Consider the following 16,021-nt stretch of genomic DNA (forward strand, 5'->3'; position numbering starts at 1 on the left):
AAAACATATATCCAGTCAATCTTCTAAGGAGCAATTCATCTCACTACCTTAGAGGTAGGAGACTTCTTGCTCAGTATGGTTAAAAGCGGTAAATATGCAATAATCTTTTGGTTTTTAATAGATATTTTTATTTTTAAATAGATAGATATGATTTCTTATGATAAAATAACTAAGGAATTTTCTATTTATTTATGAAAGTGAGGACAAAATGAAAAAGTTTTATGACGTAGAAGAAAAAGTGCCTTTGTTGCAAGGAATTCCACTTAGTTTACAACATTTGTTTGCTATGTTTGGTTCTACAGTGTTAGTTCCTTTTTTACTTCATGTAAATCCAGCAACAGCTTTATTTATGAATGGTATAGGTACAATTTTGTATTTAATCATTTGTAAAGGGAAATTACCTGCTTATTTAGGTTCTAGTTTTGCATTTATTTCTCCAGTTTTAGCAGTACTTGCTACTAGTGGACTTAGTTATGGCGACGCTCAAGGTGGATTTATAGCATTTGGTTTATCTTTTATTATTTTATCTTTTGTTGTGGGTAAATTAGGTACAGCTTGGATTGACATTATTTTGCCACCAGCTGCGATGGGTGCAGTAGTAGCAGTAATTGGTCTTGAACTTGCACCACTTGCTTTGGATATGTCTGGTTTTATCAGTGATACAATGCAATCGCAAGGCATTCCAAATGAGCTTGCAATGATTACTTCTGTATTTACATTAGCTGTGGCAATTTTAGCTTCTGTAATTGGTAGAGGATTTTTAAGTGTAATTCCTGTATTAATTGGTGTAATTGCAGGATATATCATGGCTTTTTGTTTAGGTATTGTAGATTGGTCTGGTGTAGAAGCTGCTAGTTGGGTACAAGTACCAACTTTCTATGAACCAACTTTTAATATTCACGCTATCATGATTATCATGCCTGCATTGTTTGTAGTTTTTGCTGAACATATTGGGCATGTTGTTGTTACAAGTAGTATTGTTGATAGAGATTTAATTAAAAATCCAGGACTTAATCGTTCTTTATTTGCTGATGGTGTTTCTAATGTTTTATCTGGTTTTGTAGGTTCAACTCCTAATACTACTTATGGTGAAAATATGGGCGTTATGGCTATTACTCGTGTTTATAGTGTGTGGGTAATCGGTGGAGCTGCTGTTTTTGCTATTCTTTTCTCTTTTATTGGTAAAATTGCTGCTATTATTCATGCTATTCCAGTACCAGTAATGGGCGGTATTTCTGTATTGTTATTTGGTGTTATCGCTTGTTCTGGTATACGTATGCTTATAGAGAAAAAAGTTGATTATACTAGTACGCGAAATATGATACTTACTGCCGTAACTATGATAAGTGGTCTTAGTGGAGCTGCTGTAAATATTGGTCCTGTACAATTAAAAGGTATGGGCCTTGCTGTTGTCTGTGGCATGATTCTCAGCTTATCGTTTTATGTTTTTGGTAAATTAGGTATAGCTAATAAAGAATAAAGCAAAATAAAAACTCATGGGTATTTTAATCCATGAGTTTTTATTTTTATAATTATCTACATATTTATCAAATAGTGGAAAAGTTATTTTAGAAATATACAATTGTTAAAGTTAAATAATACAGAAGTATATATCTTTTCATCAGTAATCGCATTCAAATACAACTCTTGTTAAAGTTAAATTTTTTTATAAAATTTTATTTACTTTTTTATAAAAACGATTCAAATACAACTCTTGTTAAAGTTAAATCCTAATAAACCATCAAAAGACGGTGTTGCTATAATATTCAAATACAACTCTTGTTAAAGTTAAATTGAACCTACTATTGTTAATGATATTACTAAACAAATATTCAAATACAACTCTTGTTAAAGTTAAATAGAGTTATTTCTCTTTAATGTAGTCGATTGGCGGTCATTCAAATACAACTCTTGTTAAAGTTAAATTGCTATTGTAGAAGCTAAACAAGTTGAAGAAAGAACATTCAAATACAACTCTTGTTAAAGTTAAATATTATGGAATAGATAGGTTACCTGCTTCTTACAGATTCAAATACAACTCTTGTTAAAGTTAAATCGTTTAAAACCTAATTCTTCAAGTTGTTCGGTTTTCATTCAAATACAACTCTTGTTAAAGTTAAATCAACTTTTTCATCATCTGTATAAGTACATTCATACAATTCAAATACAACTCTTGTTAAAGTTAAATTAAGCTGTTATTTTAATATTACCTTTTTTATCCGTTATTCAAATACAACTCTTGTTAAAGTTAAATACTTATAGATGTTTATTCTAGCGACCTTATAGACGGAAATTCAAATACAACTCTTGTTAAAGTTAAATGCTAGAAAAATCAGTATTTGTGATTTTCATTATACTATTAAAAGTATTGATATACAAGGATATTGATATTTTTTACCAGCGATAATGGTAATTTTAAAGATTTTATAAAAAGCCTTATTTTTCAGGTAATGAAAAGCTTTTTTAAGAATTTAACTGGTAAAATTAGAGATAAAATATCTTTGGCAAGTAGCATTTCTTTGGATTATTTCATCTTTTTTTCAAAGAGAAAATAATTATCTATACATGGATTGGGTTTATCATTTATATGATTGGGCATATTTTTTTCTTTGTGATATTTATTGAAAAATTCTATTATATGAAATCCGCATTTATTTATATAAAAATGTATATTTCTTTGTTCAAAATATGGCGTAATTGTTCTCCATGTGATTGTATCGGGATATTTTTTCTCAATGGTTTTCCATGTTGCAAGACCCAAGCCGTCTCCATGATATTTTGGTGATATGAAGAATAAATCTAAAGAATTATGATGAGTATTTTTGTCTATCATGAGAACAACACCGCCGGCACATTGATTATTATAAATAATGTGGAAAATTTCTGCATTTTTAGCAGTAAGTGAGAATAATATATCGTTTTTAGATGGAAGATATTCATTTGTGCCAAATTTTTCAATAATTGCAGGAGAAAAAGCCTCTTGTAAATTTTTGATAAATGTAGGATATTCTTTGGGAATTACTGGTTTTAATTCAATATCAAGGTTTGGGGACATAAAAAATTCCTTTCTATTAGTTGAATATGATTAAATACCATAAATAGTTTTACATAAATTAATGCCTGTTTTAGTTTTAAAAATTCTATTTAATGCATTTTCTATAGTTTGTTTTGAACAATTATCTTCATAAAGATTTACTAAGAAATCTGCTTCTATTAGGATTTGGTAATCTAAATCGTCAATATTATTGTAAGTATGATGATGGGCAATCAAGAAACATACTCTATCTATTACAGCAGTATCTACTTGAAGTTTTCTAAGTATTTCTTTAGCAGGTGCAGGGCCTTCTAATTCTTGATATTTTCCATTGCTACTATTGTATTTTTGTTCAGCAATTTTTATGCCGATATCATGCATTAAACCAGCGATTTCTAAAATATACAATTTATCTGAAGGTAAGTTTTCTTGTTCAGCTATGAATTTTGCAAAGCTATGTACTTTAAGAAAATGTTGAATGCGTTTAGGGTCGCCTTGATAATAATTAATCATTTCTAGTAATACATTATTTATATTTGTCATAATAAAAGCCTCCTAAGTATGGTTTTGTTTTAAGAATAAATGTTGAGTAAAATTTTTAATTTTATTTTAATACAATTTTAATATGATATACAAGCATAATCAGTATAAATTTTGTATAATTATTTTTGTAGTGCAGGATTTTAAAAGGGTTTATTAGAATTTAATAAGTATAATAAAATATAGGAGAATAAAAATTATGTTTAGTTTTATTATGTTTTTAGCAGTTATAACGACTATTTTGGCTTTTATTGGGTTTGATATGATAACACATTTTAGTGATATTGTGAATTTGATAGGAGCGGTGGCTTTAGGTGTAGGCGTCTTTTTGACATTTAAACCAAATAAGAAAAAGCAGATTAGTTTAGATTTAGATGATAGTGAAAATAGTAAATTATTGCAGGAAAGTTATCAAAAAGCGTTAGAGGATTATAATTATATAAAAGGCTCATTGAAATATATCAGAGATAGTGAATTAAAAATGCATGTGCAAGATATGCAAAAGGTATCTTTGAATATTTTACAATATCTACAAAAACATCCAGAAAAAATTACTTTAGCTAGAAGATTTATCGATTATTATCAGGATACTGTGGCTGGTTTAATTGAAAAATATGTAGAAATAGAAAATACGCAGTTAAATACAGATAGTGTAAATGATATAAAGGAAAGAACAAAAAATACTTTATATGGATTGAGTAATGCTTATACAGAGCAATTTGAAAAATTGATAAATGACCAGTTATTAGATATGGACGCGGAATTAAAAGTCATGGAAAATACAATAAAAGCAGATGGTTTTGATGTGAAAAAGCAAGACCGCACCCAAGAGATAAAATCTGGCTTTAGCTATAGACGTAAAAATTGTATGCATGATAAACCTATGCAGAGAATGCGTTGGCAATTAAAACATTTACCAGAAAAATTTTTTGATAGTGATGAAGTTTTGCGTAAAAAATTAATTGCTGGAGGTCTAGGAATTTTATTTGGCGGTTTTGGCGCACATAAATTTTATTTAGGCAAAACTTTTATGGGAATTTTTTATTTATTATTTTCATGGACAGGCATACCTTTTATTGCGGGATTTATAGAAGGTATACGCTATTTATTTATGGATAAAGATGATTTTTATCGCAAATTTTTTGATAATATGAATAGAGGGTGAAACTTATGGCAGATATTAGTTTAGATGATTTAATCAAAGCAAAAACACAGACAATGGACAATAATGCTGATGCTCAAAATTGGCAAGTAATGACAAAAAAAGAAGAGATTGAGCAGGTTACAAAGCAAACAGAATTGATTTCACCAGAAGATAGAAAACGTATTGATGAAATAAAAGAAAATATAGATTTGACGAATTCGCAGACTTCTGTACAATATGGCATAAATGCACAACGAAATATAGCGGAGTTTTCAGATAGTATTTTGAATAATATTCGCAGTAAAGATAGTGGGCATGTTGGCGATTTATTAAGTAATTTAGTAGTAAAAGTAAAAGGTTTTGATGTAGATAGTAAAAATAGTGGCGGTTTTATAAAGAAAATACCTATTTTAGGCTCATTAGTTGGCAGTGCTAAAAGTATGATGGCAGAATATGATAAATTATCTGTACAGATTGATAAGATACAAGGCGAATTAGATAAAGCCCGCATGAGCATGATGAAAGATATTGTAATGTTTGATACTATGTATCAACGAAATTTAGAGTATTTTAAAGAATTGCAGTTATATATTAAAGCTGGCGAAGAAAAAATCTTAGAATTGCAACAGCATACTATTCCTAAATTACGCATGGAAGCTGTAAATTCTCAAAATCAAATGGCAGTGCAAGTAGTCAGTGATTTTGAAAATGCTGTCAGTCGTTTTGAGAAAAAAGTTCATGATTTGAAATTGAGTAAAACAATAGCTATACAGACAGCACCACAGATACGTCTTATTCAAAATAATGATAAAGTTTTAGTTGATAAAGTACAAAGTGCTATTTATAATACTATTCCATTATGGAAAAGTCAGATTGTAATTGCGCTTGGTTTATCTAGACAGCAAAAAGTTTTACAGATGCAACGTGAAGTAACAGATACTACAAATGAATTATTGCGACGCAATGCTGAAATGTTGAAACAAAATACAATAGAGACAGCACGTGAAACAGAACGTGGAATTGTAGATATCGAAACTGTAAAAAAAGTAAATGAAGATTTGATTTCTACTATTGAAGAAACTATTAAAATTCAAAAAGATGGACGTGAACGTCGTAAATTAGCAGAAGCTGAACTTGTACAAATTGAAGACAAATTAAAACAAACTTTACTAGCTCATCGCTAAAATATCATTAAATAAATTATAAAAATTAGAAAAAAGGATAATCCTAAAATAAGTGGATTATCCTTTTTATTTTATAATTTATTTATTTAATGTATCTTGACAGAAATTGATAAAAGATTGAGCTGCTTTAGAGATGTATCTATCTTTTTTCCATGCAAGACCAACATCTACAAATATAGGATCTTCTATTGGTAATGTTTTAAGATGAGGTGTATCTTGAACTACGAAGTCTAAGAGAAATGCCATACCAACATTGCTAGAGATAAGACCTTTTATAGTTTCAATTTGATTTGACTCTAAAATAACATTTGGTTGAATATTATGTTCTTTGAGTTTTTGTTGAATTAAATTACGGATAAAAGAACCTTCTTTTAACATAATTAAATCAATATTACTTACATCGCTCCAAGATAAAGATTCTTTTTGAGCAAGTGGGCTATCTTCAGGAACACAAGCTACTACTTGGTTAGTAGACATTGGTAATAACTGTAAACTAGGAGAAGCATTGGAGATGATGACAATACCAAAATCTAATTCATCACGTTCTAAGGATTCACGAATAGACATAGAGCCTTTTTCATAAAGATAAATATCTAAATGAGCGAATTTTTTCTGGAAACCAGAGAAAATTTTTGGGAAAAGATATGCTCCGATCATAGAAGGAATACCAATTTTGATAGTGCCTTTTTGAAGTTGTTTATAGTCATTAACTTCTAAAACGGCATCTTGAATATTACGCAAAGCAAGTTCAATGCGATTTAAAAATACAGCTCCTTCTGGTGTGAGTGATAATTGTTTTTGGCTACGTTCAAAAAGTTGTATGCCAAGTTCTGCTTCTAATTTTTTTATAGCAACTGTAATATTTGGTTGAGAAACAGAAAGCCGTTTGGCTGCTCTAGTAATATTTTTCAAACGGCTAGTCATTTGAAAGTATTCTAGTTGTTTAAGTTCCATATAATCCTCCTATTGAAAATATCTTATGTATAATAAATTTTATTAATTAACACATAGATATTATAGCATAAAAATAGCATATATCCAATATTTTATTTATTATAAATGTTTTTTGCCATAAGTTTTATCTATTATGTTAAATTTATATAAAAATATATAAAAATTTCGGAAGATTTGGAGGAATAAGGAAATTTTTATAGAATTATATATTCATATGGTAAATCAAAGTAATAAATACTATGAAAAATTAACATAGATAAAAGAGAGGTTGATTACAATGATGAATAACTATTCTAGCCAAGATTTCTTATCTGTAGCAAGAAGAATAACTTATGATGCAACAATTCCTGAATTACTTGAAGAAGCGGTTAGAAATCATGAAGGACGTTTATCTGATAAAGGTGCAATTTGTGTAACTACTGGTAAACATACAGGTCGTTCACCTAAAGATAGATTTATTGTCGATACTCCAGATATTCATGATTTAATACATTGGTCAAATACAAATCAACCATGTTCGGAAAATACATTTAATCGTCTTTATGAAAAAATGAAAGAATATGCTAAAGATCATCAATTATTTGTAACTGATGCTTTAGTTGGTGCAGACCCTGCATACAAATTACAAATAAAATGCATTAATGAGCATGCTTGGCATCATTTATTCTTAAAACAATTATTCATTAGACCAAAAACTAAACTTACTACACCTGCTGAATTTACACTTATTTGTATGCCTAGTGTAAAAGCTAATCCAATTGAAGATGGTACACATTCTGAAACTTTTATTATTGTTAATTTCAGCAAAAAAATGGTATTAATCGGTGGCGGTGCTTATGCAGGTGAAATGAAAAAAGCTATTTTCTCTGTTATGAACTTCATTCTTCCTCAACGTGGTGTTTTATCCATGCACTGCTCTGCAAATGTAGGTAAAGATGGAAATTCTGCATTATTCTTTGGTTTAAGTGGTACAGGTAAAACAACTTTATCTGCTGACCCTAATCGTTCCTTAATTGGTGATGATGAACATGGTTGGAGTGAACATGGTATCTTCAATGTTGAAGGTGGTTGCTATGCAAAAACTATAAAAATCACACCTGAAAGTGAACCTGAAATTTATAATGCAATTCAATATGGAACTGTTTTGGAAAATGTTTATATCAATCCATATACTCGTGAACCAGATTTCTTTGATGCTAGATTTACACAAAATGCGCGTACAGCTTATCCAATAGAAAATATTCCAAATGCTATTGTACCAAGTATGGCAGGTCATCCAAATGCAATTATCTTTTTGACTGCAGATGCTTTTGGTGTATTACCTCCTATTGCAAAACTCACTAAAGAACAAGCTATGTATCACTTCTTATCTGGTTATACAAGTAAAGTTGCTGGTACTGAACGTGGTATTACAGAACCACAAGCAACATTCTCCATTGGTTTTGGTGAACCATTCTTCCCATTACCACCATTACAATATGCTAGATTATTAGGTGAAAAAATTAATCAATATAATACTAGTGTATATCTTGTTAATACTGGTTGGACTGGTGGTCCATATGGCGTTGGTAAACGTATGGAATTAAAATACACTAGAGCTATGATTTCTGCTGCTTTAGATGGTAAATTAGATGATGTTACTTGGACTAAACATGAATATTTCCAATTAAATATTCCAGATAGCTGCCCAGGTGTACCAAGTGAAGTATTAAATCCAGAAAATACTTGGATGGATAAAAAAGCATATAAAAATCAAGCTGAAAAATTAGTAAGATTGTTCGCTGAAAATGTTAAACGATTTGCAGGCGAAATGCCAGAAGAAATTTTAAATGCTGGACCAAGACTTGAAGACTGAGATGAATTTGGTTTTTGTAGAAAAATTATAAATATGATTTTAAAGTTTTTAGGCAATAAATAAATTTAATGGCGATAATTTAATTAATGAGAAAAGACTACCAAAAATAAATATGGTAGTCTTTTTTTTACTTATTTTTTATTTAAATCTTTATTGATGATTGGCATGATTTCATCTTCATCAGGTGTTACATATAAAGTTTTATTATTTGTAAAGATAACAAAACCAGGTTTAGCTCCTGATGGTTTTTTTAGATATCTACATTCTACATAATCAACAGGAATTTTAGAAGAACCACGAGCTTTGCTGAAATATCCTGCGATTTGGGCAGCTAAAAATAGAGTATCCTCATCTACTTCATCGCCTTTAGTATCAATAATGACATGAGAGCCAGGGATATCTTTTGTATGCAACCAAATATCATCACTGTGTGCTGTTTTAAAAGTGAGTTTATCATTTTGATAATTGTTTTTGCCGACAAATAGAAACATTCCATTAGGTAGAGCAAATTTAAATGGTTTAGATGGAGCAATAGAAGCTTTTTTCTTATTTTCAGGTGGTAAAAATCCGGCTTTAATCATTTCAGCTTTGATATCTTCAATATCGGCTATAGTAGTACAAGCATCTATAGCAGTTTCTATGGTTAGAGCATATTCTCTATCTTTTTGGCAACGTTTTATTTGGATTTCTAACATTTGTGTAGAGCGTTTTAACTTATCGTATTTTTTATAGTAAGCTTGCATATTTTGAATTAGAGTTAATTTCGTATCCAATGCAATAGTTATAGGTGCATAATTTTCATCATAAATATTAGCTACAGAAATTTCTTTGTCTTGATGGTCTTTAAATTGGTATTGATAAGTCATTAAGTTATCAGCTTTTATTTTATATTTTTCAGCTTTTTGTGCTTTAGCTAATTCTTCTGTAAGAATTTTTTCTTTTTTAGTTAAACGATTAATTTCATTATGGATTGTTTTACGATAGAAATCTTTTTCTGGCAAATTATAATAACTGTTAGTATAGTTCTTGGAGTCTTCTAATAGAGCATTAATATCTGCATATGTTTTAAGGGTGAAATCTTTTTCGTTGAAAATATGCAGAGTAAATGGTGCCATAGCTTTAATTTTACGTTTTTTATCTAAGACTAATGTTGGTGAAAAGTTTTTTTCTTGATACATGAGTTTTAATTCATCAATGATATTAGTTATAGAAGAAAAATCCATTTCGTCCATATCTTTTATCAATAAATCGTTGCTAAAGCCAGCTAAAAAAATGATTTCTTTTGCTGTTATTGGTCCAAAGCCCAATCCACTAGCGATGATTGCTTGATATAACGTCGCTTCTTGATATGTTTTTAAGCGTTCAATAAATGAATTTGTATCGGTAGTTAAAATATTTATTTTGTCTTGAATAGGTGGGACTTCATAATTTTGACCAGGTAAGACAGTACGCACGCGGTTGCTATTTTCACCTACACGGCGAAAAGCTTCAATAATAGTTCCGTCTTGCATTAAAATAAGATTGCTATATTTTCCCATAAGTTCAGCTATTAAAGTTTTTGTAATGATAAGACTTTTTGACCCTAAGGTATCAATATCTATTAAAATCATGCGGTCTAAACCATATTGAGAAATAGAGGCGATGCGACCACCTTCTAATTGTTTACGTAAAACCATGCAGAAAACTGGTGGTTCAGGTGGATTATCTGGTTGAAATTCAGTTATATTTGCCATAGGATTTTGAGGATTTATAGAAAGATATAAAATATATGTCTGTCCAGGCTGGCGAATATATAAATAAATATCTTGTTTGTTTGGTTGGCAGATTTTATCTATTCTACCACCTGCTAATTTGTCGTTTAGTTCATTTATTAAAGGATTTAATGAAAATCCATCTAAGCTCATAGTTTAATTCATTCCTTTCGTTAATTTCTTAGGTTAAGAAATTAATATCTAAAATATTATATCATAGGTATTTTTATTTGATAAATTATTAATTGAGCAGTTTTTGCTAAGTTTTTTGTCATTAATTAGTATTTTCTTTAAAAAGATGAATAATTATAATAATATGAGCAGGATTGTTGATATTTAATAGCGAATTAATATTAGTTATAGTTATAATATAATAATTTAGTTATTATCTATAATGAGCCTGAATAGATTTTAAATTTGTAAAAATAAATACATTGTTTCAATAATGTGTTTAAGGAGGATTTTATCATGGAATTTAATTTTTCTAAATGGCAAGCTTGTGGAAATGATTTTGTATTAGTAAATGCTTTCAATAATGAAGATATCAGTGAAATAATCGCAAATGCAGAAAAAATTTGTGATCGTCATTTTGGTGTAGGCGCTGATGGTGTTATATTTATTTTGCCATCTAAAATAGCAGATTTTCGTATGCAAATCATCAATAGTGATGGCAGTGAAGCTGAAATGTGTGGCAATGGTATACGTTGCTTTGCCAAATGTGTAAAAGAAGCTAATCTTACAGATAAAAATAAATTCACTGTAGAAACTGGTGCTGGTATAATCGTTCCTGAAATTATGGAAGATGGCACTGTTCATGTAGATATGGGTGAACCTATTTTAGAAGGCGATAAAATTCCAGTATCTGGCTTTGGCAATAATCAAGTAGTAAATGAAGATATTACCGTAGATGGTCAAACTTATAAAATGACTTGCGTATCTATGGGAAATCCTCATTGTATCGTTTTTGTTGATGATATTAATAGTGTAGAACTTGAAAAAATTGGTCCAAAATTTGAAACTAATCCAGTATTTCCTAAGAAAACAAATACAGAATTTGTAGAAGTAAAAAATGATAAATATGTTCGTATGCGTGTTTGGGAACGTGGTGCAGGTATCACTTGGGCTTGTGGTACTGGTTCTTGCGCTACATTAGTAGCTTGTGTATTAAATAAACGTACACAAAGAACAGCTCAAATTGAATTAGATGGCGGTATTTTAACAATACAGTGGGCTGATAATAATCGTATTTATATGACTGGCCCTGCTACAAAAGTTTTCACAGCAACATGGGTTGAGTAATAATCTTAATTAGGTTTGGGGAGGTATTTTTTTGATAAGAAGTATGACGGGCTTTGGCTCAGCAACTTTTGATAATGGAATATATAAAATCGGCGTAGAAATGAAAGCGGTAAACAATAGATATCGCGATATTTCTATTCGTATGCCAAGTGGACTACGTGCTTTAGAAGCAAGTATAGTTGAGGCTTTAAATAAATATGCTCTTCGTGGAAAAATAGATATTTACATTAATTTTGTAAATAACAATGAAGAAAATAAAAAGTTAGCCATTGACAAAGATTTATTGATTGCTTATTATAAAAGCTTACAGGAAATCAATACAACTATTAAAAGTGTAGATAAAAAAGCAAAATTAAAAAATATATCTTTAATAGATTTGGCAAATTTTCAAGGCGTGATAAATTTAGCTGATGATAGTTTAGATTTAGAAGCGATAAAACCATTATTAGTGGCTACTGTAGAAGAAGCTACAGAAGAATTTGTTAAAATGAAATGTATTGAAGGTGAAAATCTAAAAAAAGATTTACTTCGCCGTTTAGATATCATTGCTAAGCATACAGAAAAAATAAAAGTAATAGCTCCTGAACGCTTAGTAAATTATCGAACTCAATTGATAGAAACACTTAAATCTTTATTGAGTGAGCAAAATATTGATGAGAATAGAATAATCCAAGAATGTGCGATAATGGCAGATAAAATGGATATTACAGAAGAAATTGTACGCATGGGAAGTCATTTACAGCAGTTTAAGGCTAGTTTGGAAATGGAAGGCAATATTGGTCGTAAATTAGACTTTATTGTCCAAGAAATGAACCGTGAAACAAATACAATGGCTTCTAAGGCTAATAATGCTGAAATTGCTAATTTAGTAGTAGAGATTAAAGGCGAATTAGAAAAAATTCGTGAACAAATTCAAAATATTGAATAGGTAAAAATAGGTAAAAGTTATGCAGGCAAGATTAGTTAATATTGGTTATGGTACAATTATAGCTGTAGATAGAATTATCGCAGTTGTCGCTCCAGAATCAGCACCAATAAAGCGTATAGTCCAAGAGGCAAAAGAGTTAAAAATTTTAATCGATGCCACTTATGGACGTCGTACACGTTCAGTGATTATCATGGATAATTCGACTGTTGTTTTATCGGCTGTACAGCCAGAAACAATAACAAATAGAGTAAATATGGATATTATAAAAGAAAAGGGTAGAGTAAATGAAGAATAAGGGTAATTTAATCGTTATTTCTGGACCATCTGGTACAGGAAAAGGGACTGTTTGCAAAGAATTATTAAAAGCACAGCCAGAAATTGTATTTTCCATATCAGCAACAACACGTAAACCTAGACCAGGCGAAGTGAATGGTAAGGATTATTGGTTCTTATCTAAAGAAGAATTTCAGCAAATGATAGCAGAAAATCGTTTGTTAGAATGGGCTGAAGTTTATGGAAATTATTATGGAACTCCAGCAGATAAAGTACGTGAAGTATTGGAAAGTGGTAAAGATGTATTACTTGAAATCGATACTCAAGGTGCTTTAAATGTACAGAAAATGTTTTTAAAAGAAGGTACATTTATCTTTTTATTACCTCCTTCTCTTGCAGAACTTGAAAAACGCATTCGCGGACGTGGTACTGAAACTGAAGAAGCAATAAAACGTCGCCTCAGCGCTGCTATTGAAGAAATTCCACGCGGAAATAATTATGATTATATCATCACTAATGAAGTTGTCAGTGATGTTGTAAATAAAATTTTGCATATTATTGAAGCTGAACGCTGTGCAGTGTATAATAATTTAGATAAACTTGTTCAACTTGAAAATGAAAAAGTTTAAATTAAAATATTGCAAAGGAGCGATTTATAATGGATATAGTACATCCTTCTATGGACCAACTTTTACCAAAAGTTGATAGCAAATATACTTTAGTAGTTTTAGCAGCTAAAAGAGCTAGACAAATTTTAGCAGGTTCTCCTGTAAAATCCGTACTTCAATCTCATAAAGATGTTACAAATGCTTTAGAAGAAGTTGCAGAAGATAAAATTACTTTTGCACGTGTGAAAAAAAGCATTTAATTTAAAATGAAAGGCAAGCTAATACTTGCCTTTTTTGCTAATTAAGACGGTAAATATTAATTTATTTTATATAAGAGGTTTATTATGTTAAAAGGCAAAAATATCTTATTAGCAGTTTGTGGTGGTATTGCAGTTTATAAAGTTGTAGATGTAGCTAGCAGATTAAGAAAATTAGGCGCTAATGTACATGTAGTAATGACTAAAGAAGCTACAAATTTTGTTACACCACTTACATTTCAAGAAATCAGTGGAAATCCTGTAAATGTTTCTATGTGGGATAAAGTTACAAATTGGAATGTAGAACATATTGCTCTTGCTAATTTGGCGGATTTAGTTTTGATTGCACCTGCAACAGCAAATATTATTGGTAAAATAGCAAATGGTATTGCTGATGATATGTTATCCACTGTGATTATGGCGACTAAAGCACCTGTTTTTGTCGCTCCTGCAATGAATAGTAATATGTATCAAAACCCAATAACACAAAAAAATATAAATACTCTTCGTGAATATAATTATCATATTATTGAGCCAGCAAGTGGTCATTTAGCTTGTGGTGTAAATGGTATAGGTAGACTTCCAGAACCTATTACTTTAGTAGAGACTATAAAAGATTATGTTGAAAAACAAAATAATCAGTCTTTAAAAGGCAAAAAAGTGATTGTAAGTGCAGCAGGTACAAGAGAACCTATTGACCCTGTTCGCTATATCAGTAATCGTTCTAGTGGAAAAATGGGATATGCTATTGCTACAGAAGCTGCTAGTAGAGGTGCTAAAGTAGTTTTAGTTTCAGGTATTACAAATATTAAAGCACCTGAAAATGTAAAATTAATAAAAGTAGAGTCTGCACGTGAAATGCAAAAATATATTGAAGAACATTTTGCAGATTGTGATATTACAATAATGTCAGCAGCTGTTTCAGATTATCGTGTAAAAGAAGTAGCTAGTCAAAAAATAAAAAAATCTGATGAAGTCATGACTATTGAACTTGTGAAAAACCCAGATATTTTGAAAGGTTTAGGCGAGAAAAAATCAGATAAACAGTATTTAGTTGGCTTTGCTGCTGAAACACAGAATGTTGAAGAATATGCTAAAGGCAAATTACAGCGCAAAAATCTTGATATGATTGTAGCAAATGATGTAAGCCAAGCTGGGGCTGGATTTAATGTAGATACTAATATAGCTAAAATCATCACTCGTGATGGAGAAATAAAACAAGCTCCACTTATGCAAAAGGCAGAACTTGCTAAATTGATTTTAGATACAATTGAAGAAAAAATGAATAAATGATAGAAAAACTCCTATTAGTTTTGATGCTGATAGGAGTTTTTTATAATTAATTGTTATGATAAAATATAAGTTAAATAATGTAAAAAAATAAATAAAGAAGGTATTTATATGTTTGATAATTTAAAATTAGGTTTTATTGGTTTTGGCAATATGGGACAAGCTATAGCTACAGGTTTAATTAATCAAGGAGCTATACAGGGAAATCAAATTTTTGCTTGTGCTAAGAATTGGGATAAGCTTTGTAAAAATACGAAAGAAAAACAAATCAATCCTTGTAAAAGTGCAAAAGAAGTTGTTGATAATGTAGATATGGTCATCATAGCTGTGAAACCATATATGATAGAAGAAGTTATCACACCGATAAAAAAAGAATTACAAGAAAAAATTGTTATTTCTATTGCAGCAAATTTTCCTTTTGCTAAATATGAACAAATTCTTTTACCAAATACACATCATTTAAGTACAATACCAAATACGCCAGTAGCCATAGGTGAAGGTATTTTTATTTGTGAAAATACACATTCTTTGAGTGATGAAGAATTGGATTTATTTACAAAATTATTCTCCACAATTTCTATAGTTCAATTTGTGGAAACTAAACAATTATCCATTGGCGGAACTGTAGCAGGTTGTGGCCCTGCTTTTGCTAGTATGTTTATCGAAGCTTTAGCTGATGCTGGTGTAATGCATGGACTTGCTCGCCCTGTAGCTTATAAATTAGCAAGTCAAATGATAGTAGGGACTGGTAAATTGCAATTAGCTACAAATAATCATCCAGGTGCAATGAAAGATGCAGTATGTTCTCCAGCTGGTACTACTATTGTAGGTGTAGCAACTTTAGAACGTAAAGGCTTTAGAAGTGCAGTGATTGACGCTATTGATGCTATTGAAAACAAATAAA

At 30.1% G+C, this 16,021-nt stretch carries 15 protein-coding genes and 1 CRISPR repeat array; of the genes, 11 read left to right on the forward strand and 4 right to left on the reverse strand.

Annotated features, from left to right (window positions below):
• Positions 1–208 precede the first annotated feature (208 nt).
• Positions 209–1,480 carry a uracil permease gene (uraA, locus tag AC5LAX_RS08865; RefSeq protein ID WP_204921702.1) on the forward strand — a complete coding sequence of 424 codons (1,272 nt, stop codon included), beginning with the start codon at positions 209–211 and terminating at the stop codon, positions 1,478–1,480.
• Positions 1,481–1,632: 152 nt separating this feature from the next.
• Positions 1,633–2,322: direct repeats of the CRISPR family, unit length 30 nt; unit sequence ATTCAAATACAACTCTTGTTAAAGTTAAAT.
• A gap of 202 nt (positions 2,323–2,524) precedes the next feature.
• Here uraA and AC5LAX_RS08870 read toward each other — a convergent pair.
• Both AC5LAX_RS08870 and AC5LAX_RS08875 read right to left on the reverse strand, forming a co-directional pair.
• Complete coding sequence (locus AC5LAX_RS08870; protein ID WP_115151723.1) at positions 2,525–3,055, reverse strand: GNAT family N-acetyltransferase; 531 nt, start codon at positions 3,053–3,055, stop codon at positions 2,525–2,527.
• A 30-nt stretch (positions 3,056–3,085) separates the two neighbouring features.
• A complete protein-coding gene (locus AC5LAX_RS08875) occupies positions 3,086–3,577 on the reverse strand; it encodes an HD domain-containing protein (protein ID WP_288909636.1) in 492 nt (163 codons plus the stop codon).
• 196 nt (positions 3,578–3,773) lie between these two features.
• Here AC5LAX_RS08875 and AC5LAX_RS08880 point away from each other — a divergent pair, with 196 nt between their 5' ends.
• Both AC5LAX_RS08880 and AC5LAX_RS08885 read left to right on the forward strand, forming a co-directional pair.
• The gene (locus AC5LAX_RS08880; RefSeq protein WP_193525687.1) at positions 3,774–4,739 is read left to right on the forward strand and encodes a 5-bromo-4-chloroindolyl phosphate hydrolysis family protein; all 966 of its coding nucleotides are present in this window, start codon (positions 3,774–3,776) and stop codon (positions 4,737–4,739) included.
• Between the two features lie 5 nt (positions 4,740–4,744).
• Entirely contained in the window at positions 4,745–5,902 is a 1,158-nt protein-coding gene (locus AC5LAX_RS08885) for a toxic anion resistance protein (RefSeq protein ID WP_008537718.1), read from the forward strand.
• Between the two features lie 78 nt (positions 5,903–5,980).
• Here the strand turns inward: AC5LAX_RS08885 and AC5LAX_RS08890 are convergent, their stop codons facing one another.
• Entirely contained in the window at positions 5,981–6,856 is an 876-nt protein-coding gene (locus AC5LAX_RS08890; RefSeq protein WP_204921536.1) for a LysR family transcriptional regulator, read from the reverse strand.
• A 277-nt stretch (positions 6,857–7,133) separates the two neighbouring features.
• On the opposite strand from AC5LAX_RS08890, the gene pckA reads away from it, so the two are divergent.
• Positions 7,134–8,711 carry a phosphoenolpyruvate carboxykinase (ATP) gene (gene pckA, locus AC5LAX_RS08895; RefSeq protein WP_117584747.1) on the forward strand — a complete coding sequence of 526 codons (1,578 nt, stop codon included), beginning with the start codon at positions 7,134–7,136 and terminating at the stop codon, positions 8,709–8,711.
• A gap of 131 nt (positions 8,712–8,842) precedes the next feature.
• Here the strand turns inward: pckA and AC5LAX_RS08900 are convergent, their stop codons facing one another.
• On the reverse strand, positions 8,843–10,615 hold the full coding sequence (locus tag AC5LAX_RS08900) for an Rqc2 family fibronectin-binding protein (RefSeq protein WP_288909635.1): 1,773 nt from the start codon (positions 10,613–10,615) through the stop codon (positions 8,843–8,845).
• A 315-nt stretch (positions 10,616–10,930) separates the two neighbouring features.
• Here AC5LAX_RS08900 and dapF point away from each other — a divergent pair, with 315 nt between their 5' ends.
• The 7 genes from dapF to proC all read left to right on the forward strand — a co-directional run bounded on the left by dapF (position 10,931) and on the right by proC (position 16,020).
• Positions 10,931–11,761: a diaminopimelate epimerase gene (dapF, locus tag AC5LAX_RS08905; RefSeq protein ID WP_288909634.1), complete on the forward strand. Its 831-nt coding sequence runs from the start codon at positions 10,931–10,933 to the stop codon at positions 11,759–11,761.
• Positions 11,762–11,792: 31 nt separating this feature from the next.
• On the forward strand, positions 11,793–12,689 hold the full coding sequence (locus AC5LAX_RS08910; protein WP_018999680.1) for a YicC/YloC family endoribonuclease: 897 nt from the start codon (positions 11,793–11,795) through the stop codon (positions 12,687–12,689).
• 19 nt (positions 12,690–12,708) lie between these two features.
• Positions 12,709–12,984 (forward strand): DUF370 domain-containing protein, encoded by a 276-nt coding sequence (locus tag AC5LAX_RS08915; protein WP_266287223.1) that lies wholly within the window; start codon positions 12,709–12,711, stop codon positions 12,982–12,984.
• Positions 12,974–13,591 carry a guanylate kinase gene (gmk, locus tag AC5LAX_RS08920; protein WP_008537807.1) on the forward strand — a complete coding sequence of 206 codons (618 nt, stop codon included), beginning with the start codon at positions 12,974–12,976 and terminating at the stop codon, positions 13,589–13,591. Before AC5LAX_RS08915 ends, gmk begins: the two co-directional genes overlap by 11 nt.
• Before the next feature lie 29 nt (positions 13,592–13,620).
• A complete protein-coding gene (rpoZ, locus tag AC5LAX_RS08925; RefSeq protein ID WP_015562278.1) occupies positions 13,621–13,830 on the forward strand; it encodes a DNA-directed RNA polymerase subunit omega in 210 nt (69 codons plus the stop codon).
• Between the two features lie 84 nt (positions 13,831–13,914).
• Complete coding sequence (gene coaBC / locus AC5LAX_RS08930) at positions 13,915–15,120, forward strand: bifunctional phosphopantothenoylcysteine decarboxylase/phosphopantothenate--cysteine ligase CoaBC (protein WP_288909633.1); 1,206 nt, start codon at positions 13,915–13,917, stop codon at positions 15,118–15,120.
• Between the two features lie 108 nt (positions 15,121–15,228).
• Positions 15,229–16,020: a pyrroline-5-carboxylate reductase gene (gene proC, locus AC5LAX_RS08935; protein WP_117584744.1), complete on the forward strand. Its 792-nt coding sequence runs from the start codon at positions 15,229–15,231 to the stop codon at positions 16,018–16,020.
• Position 16,021: the final 1 nt, after the last annotated feature.

The organism is Megamonas sp. (assembly GCF_986095205.1).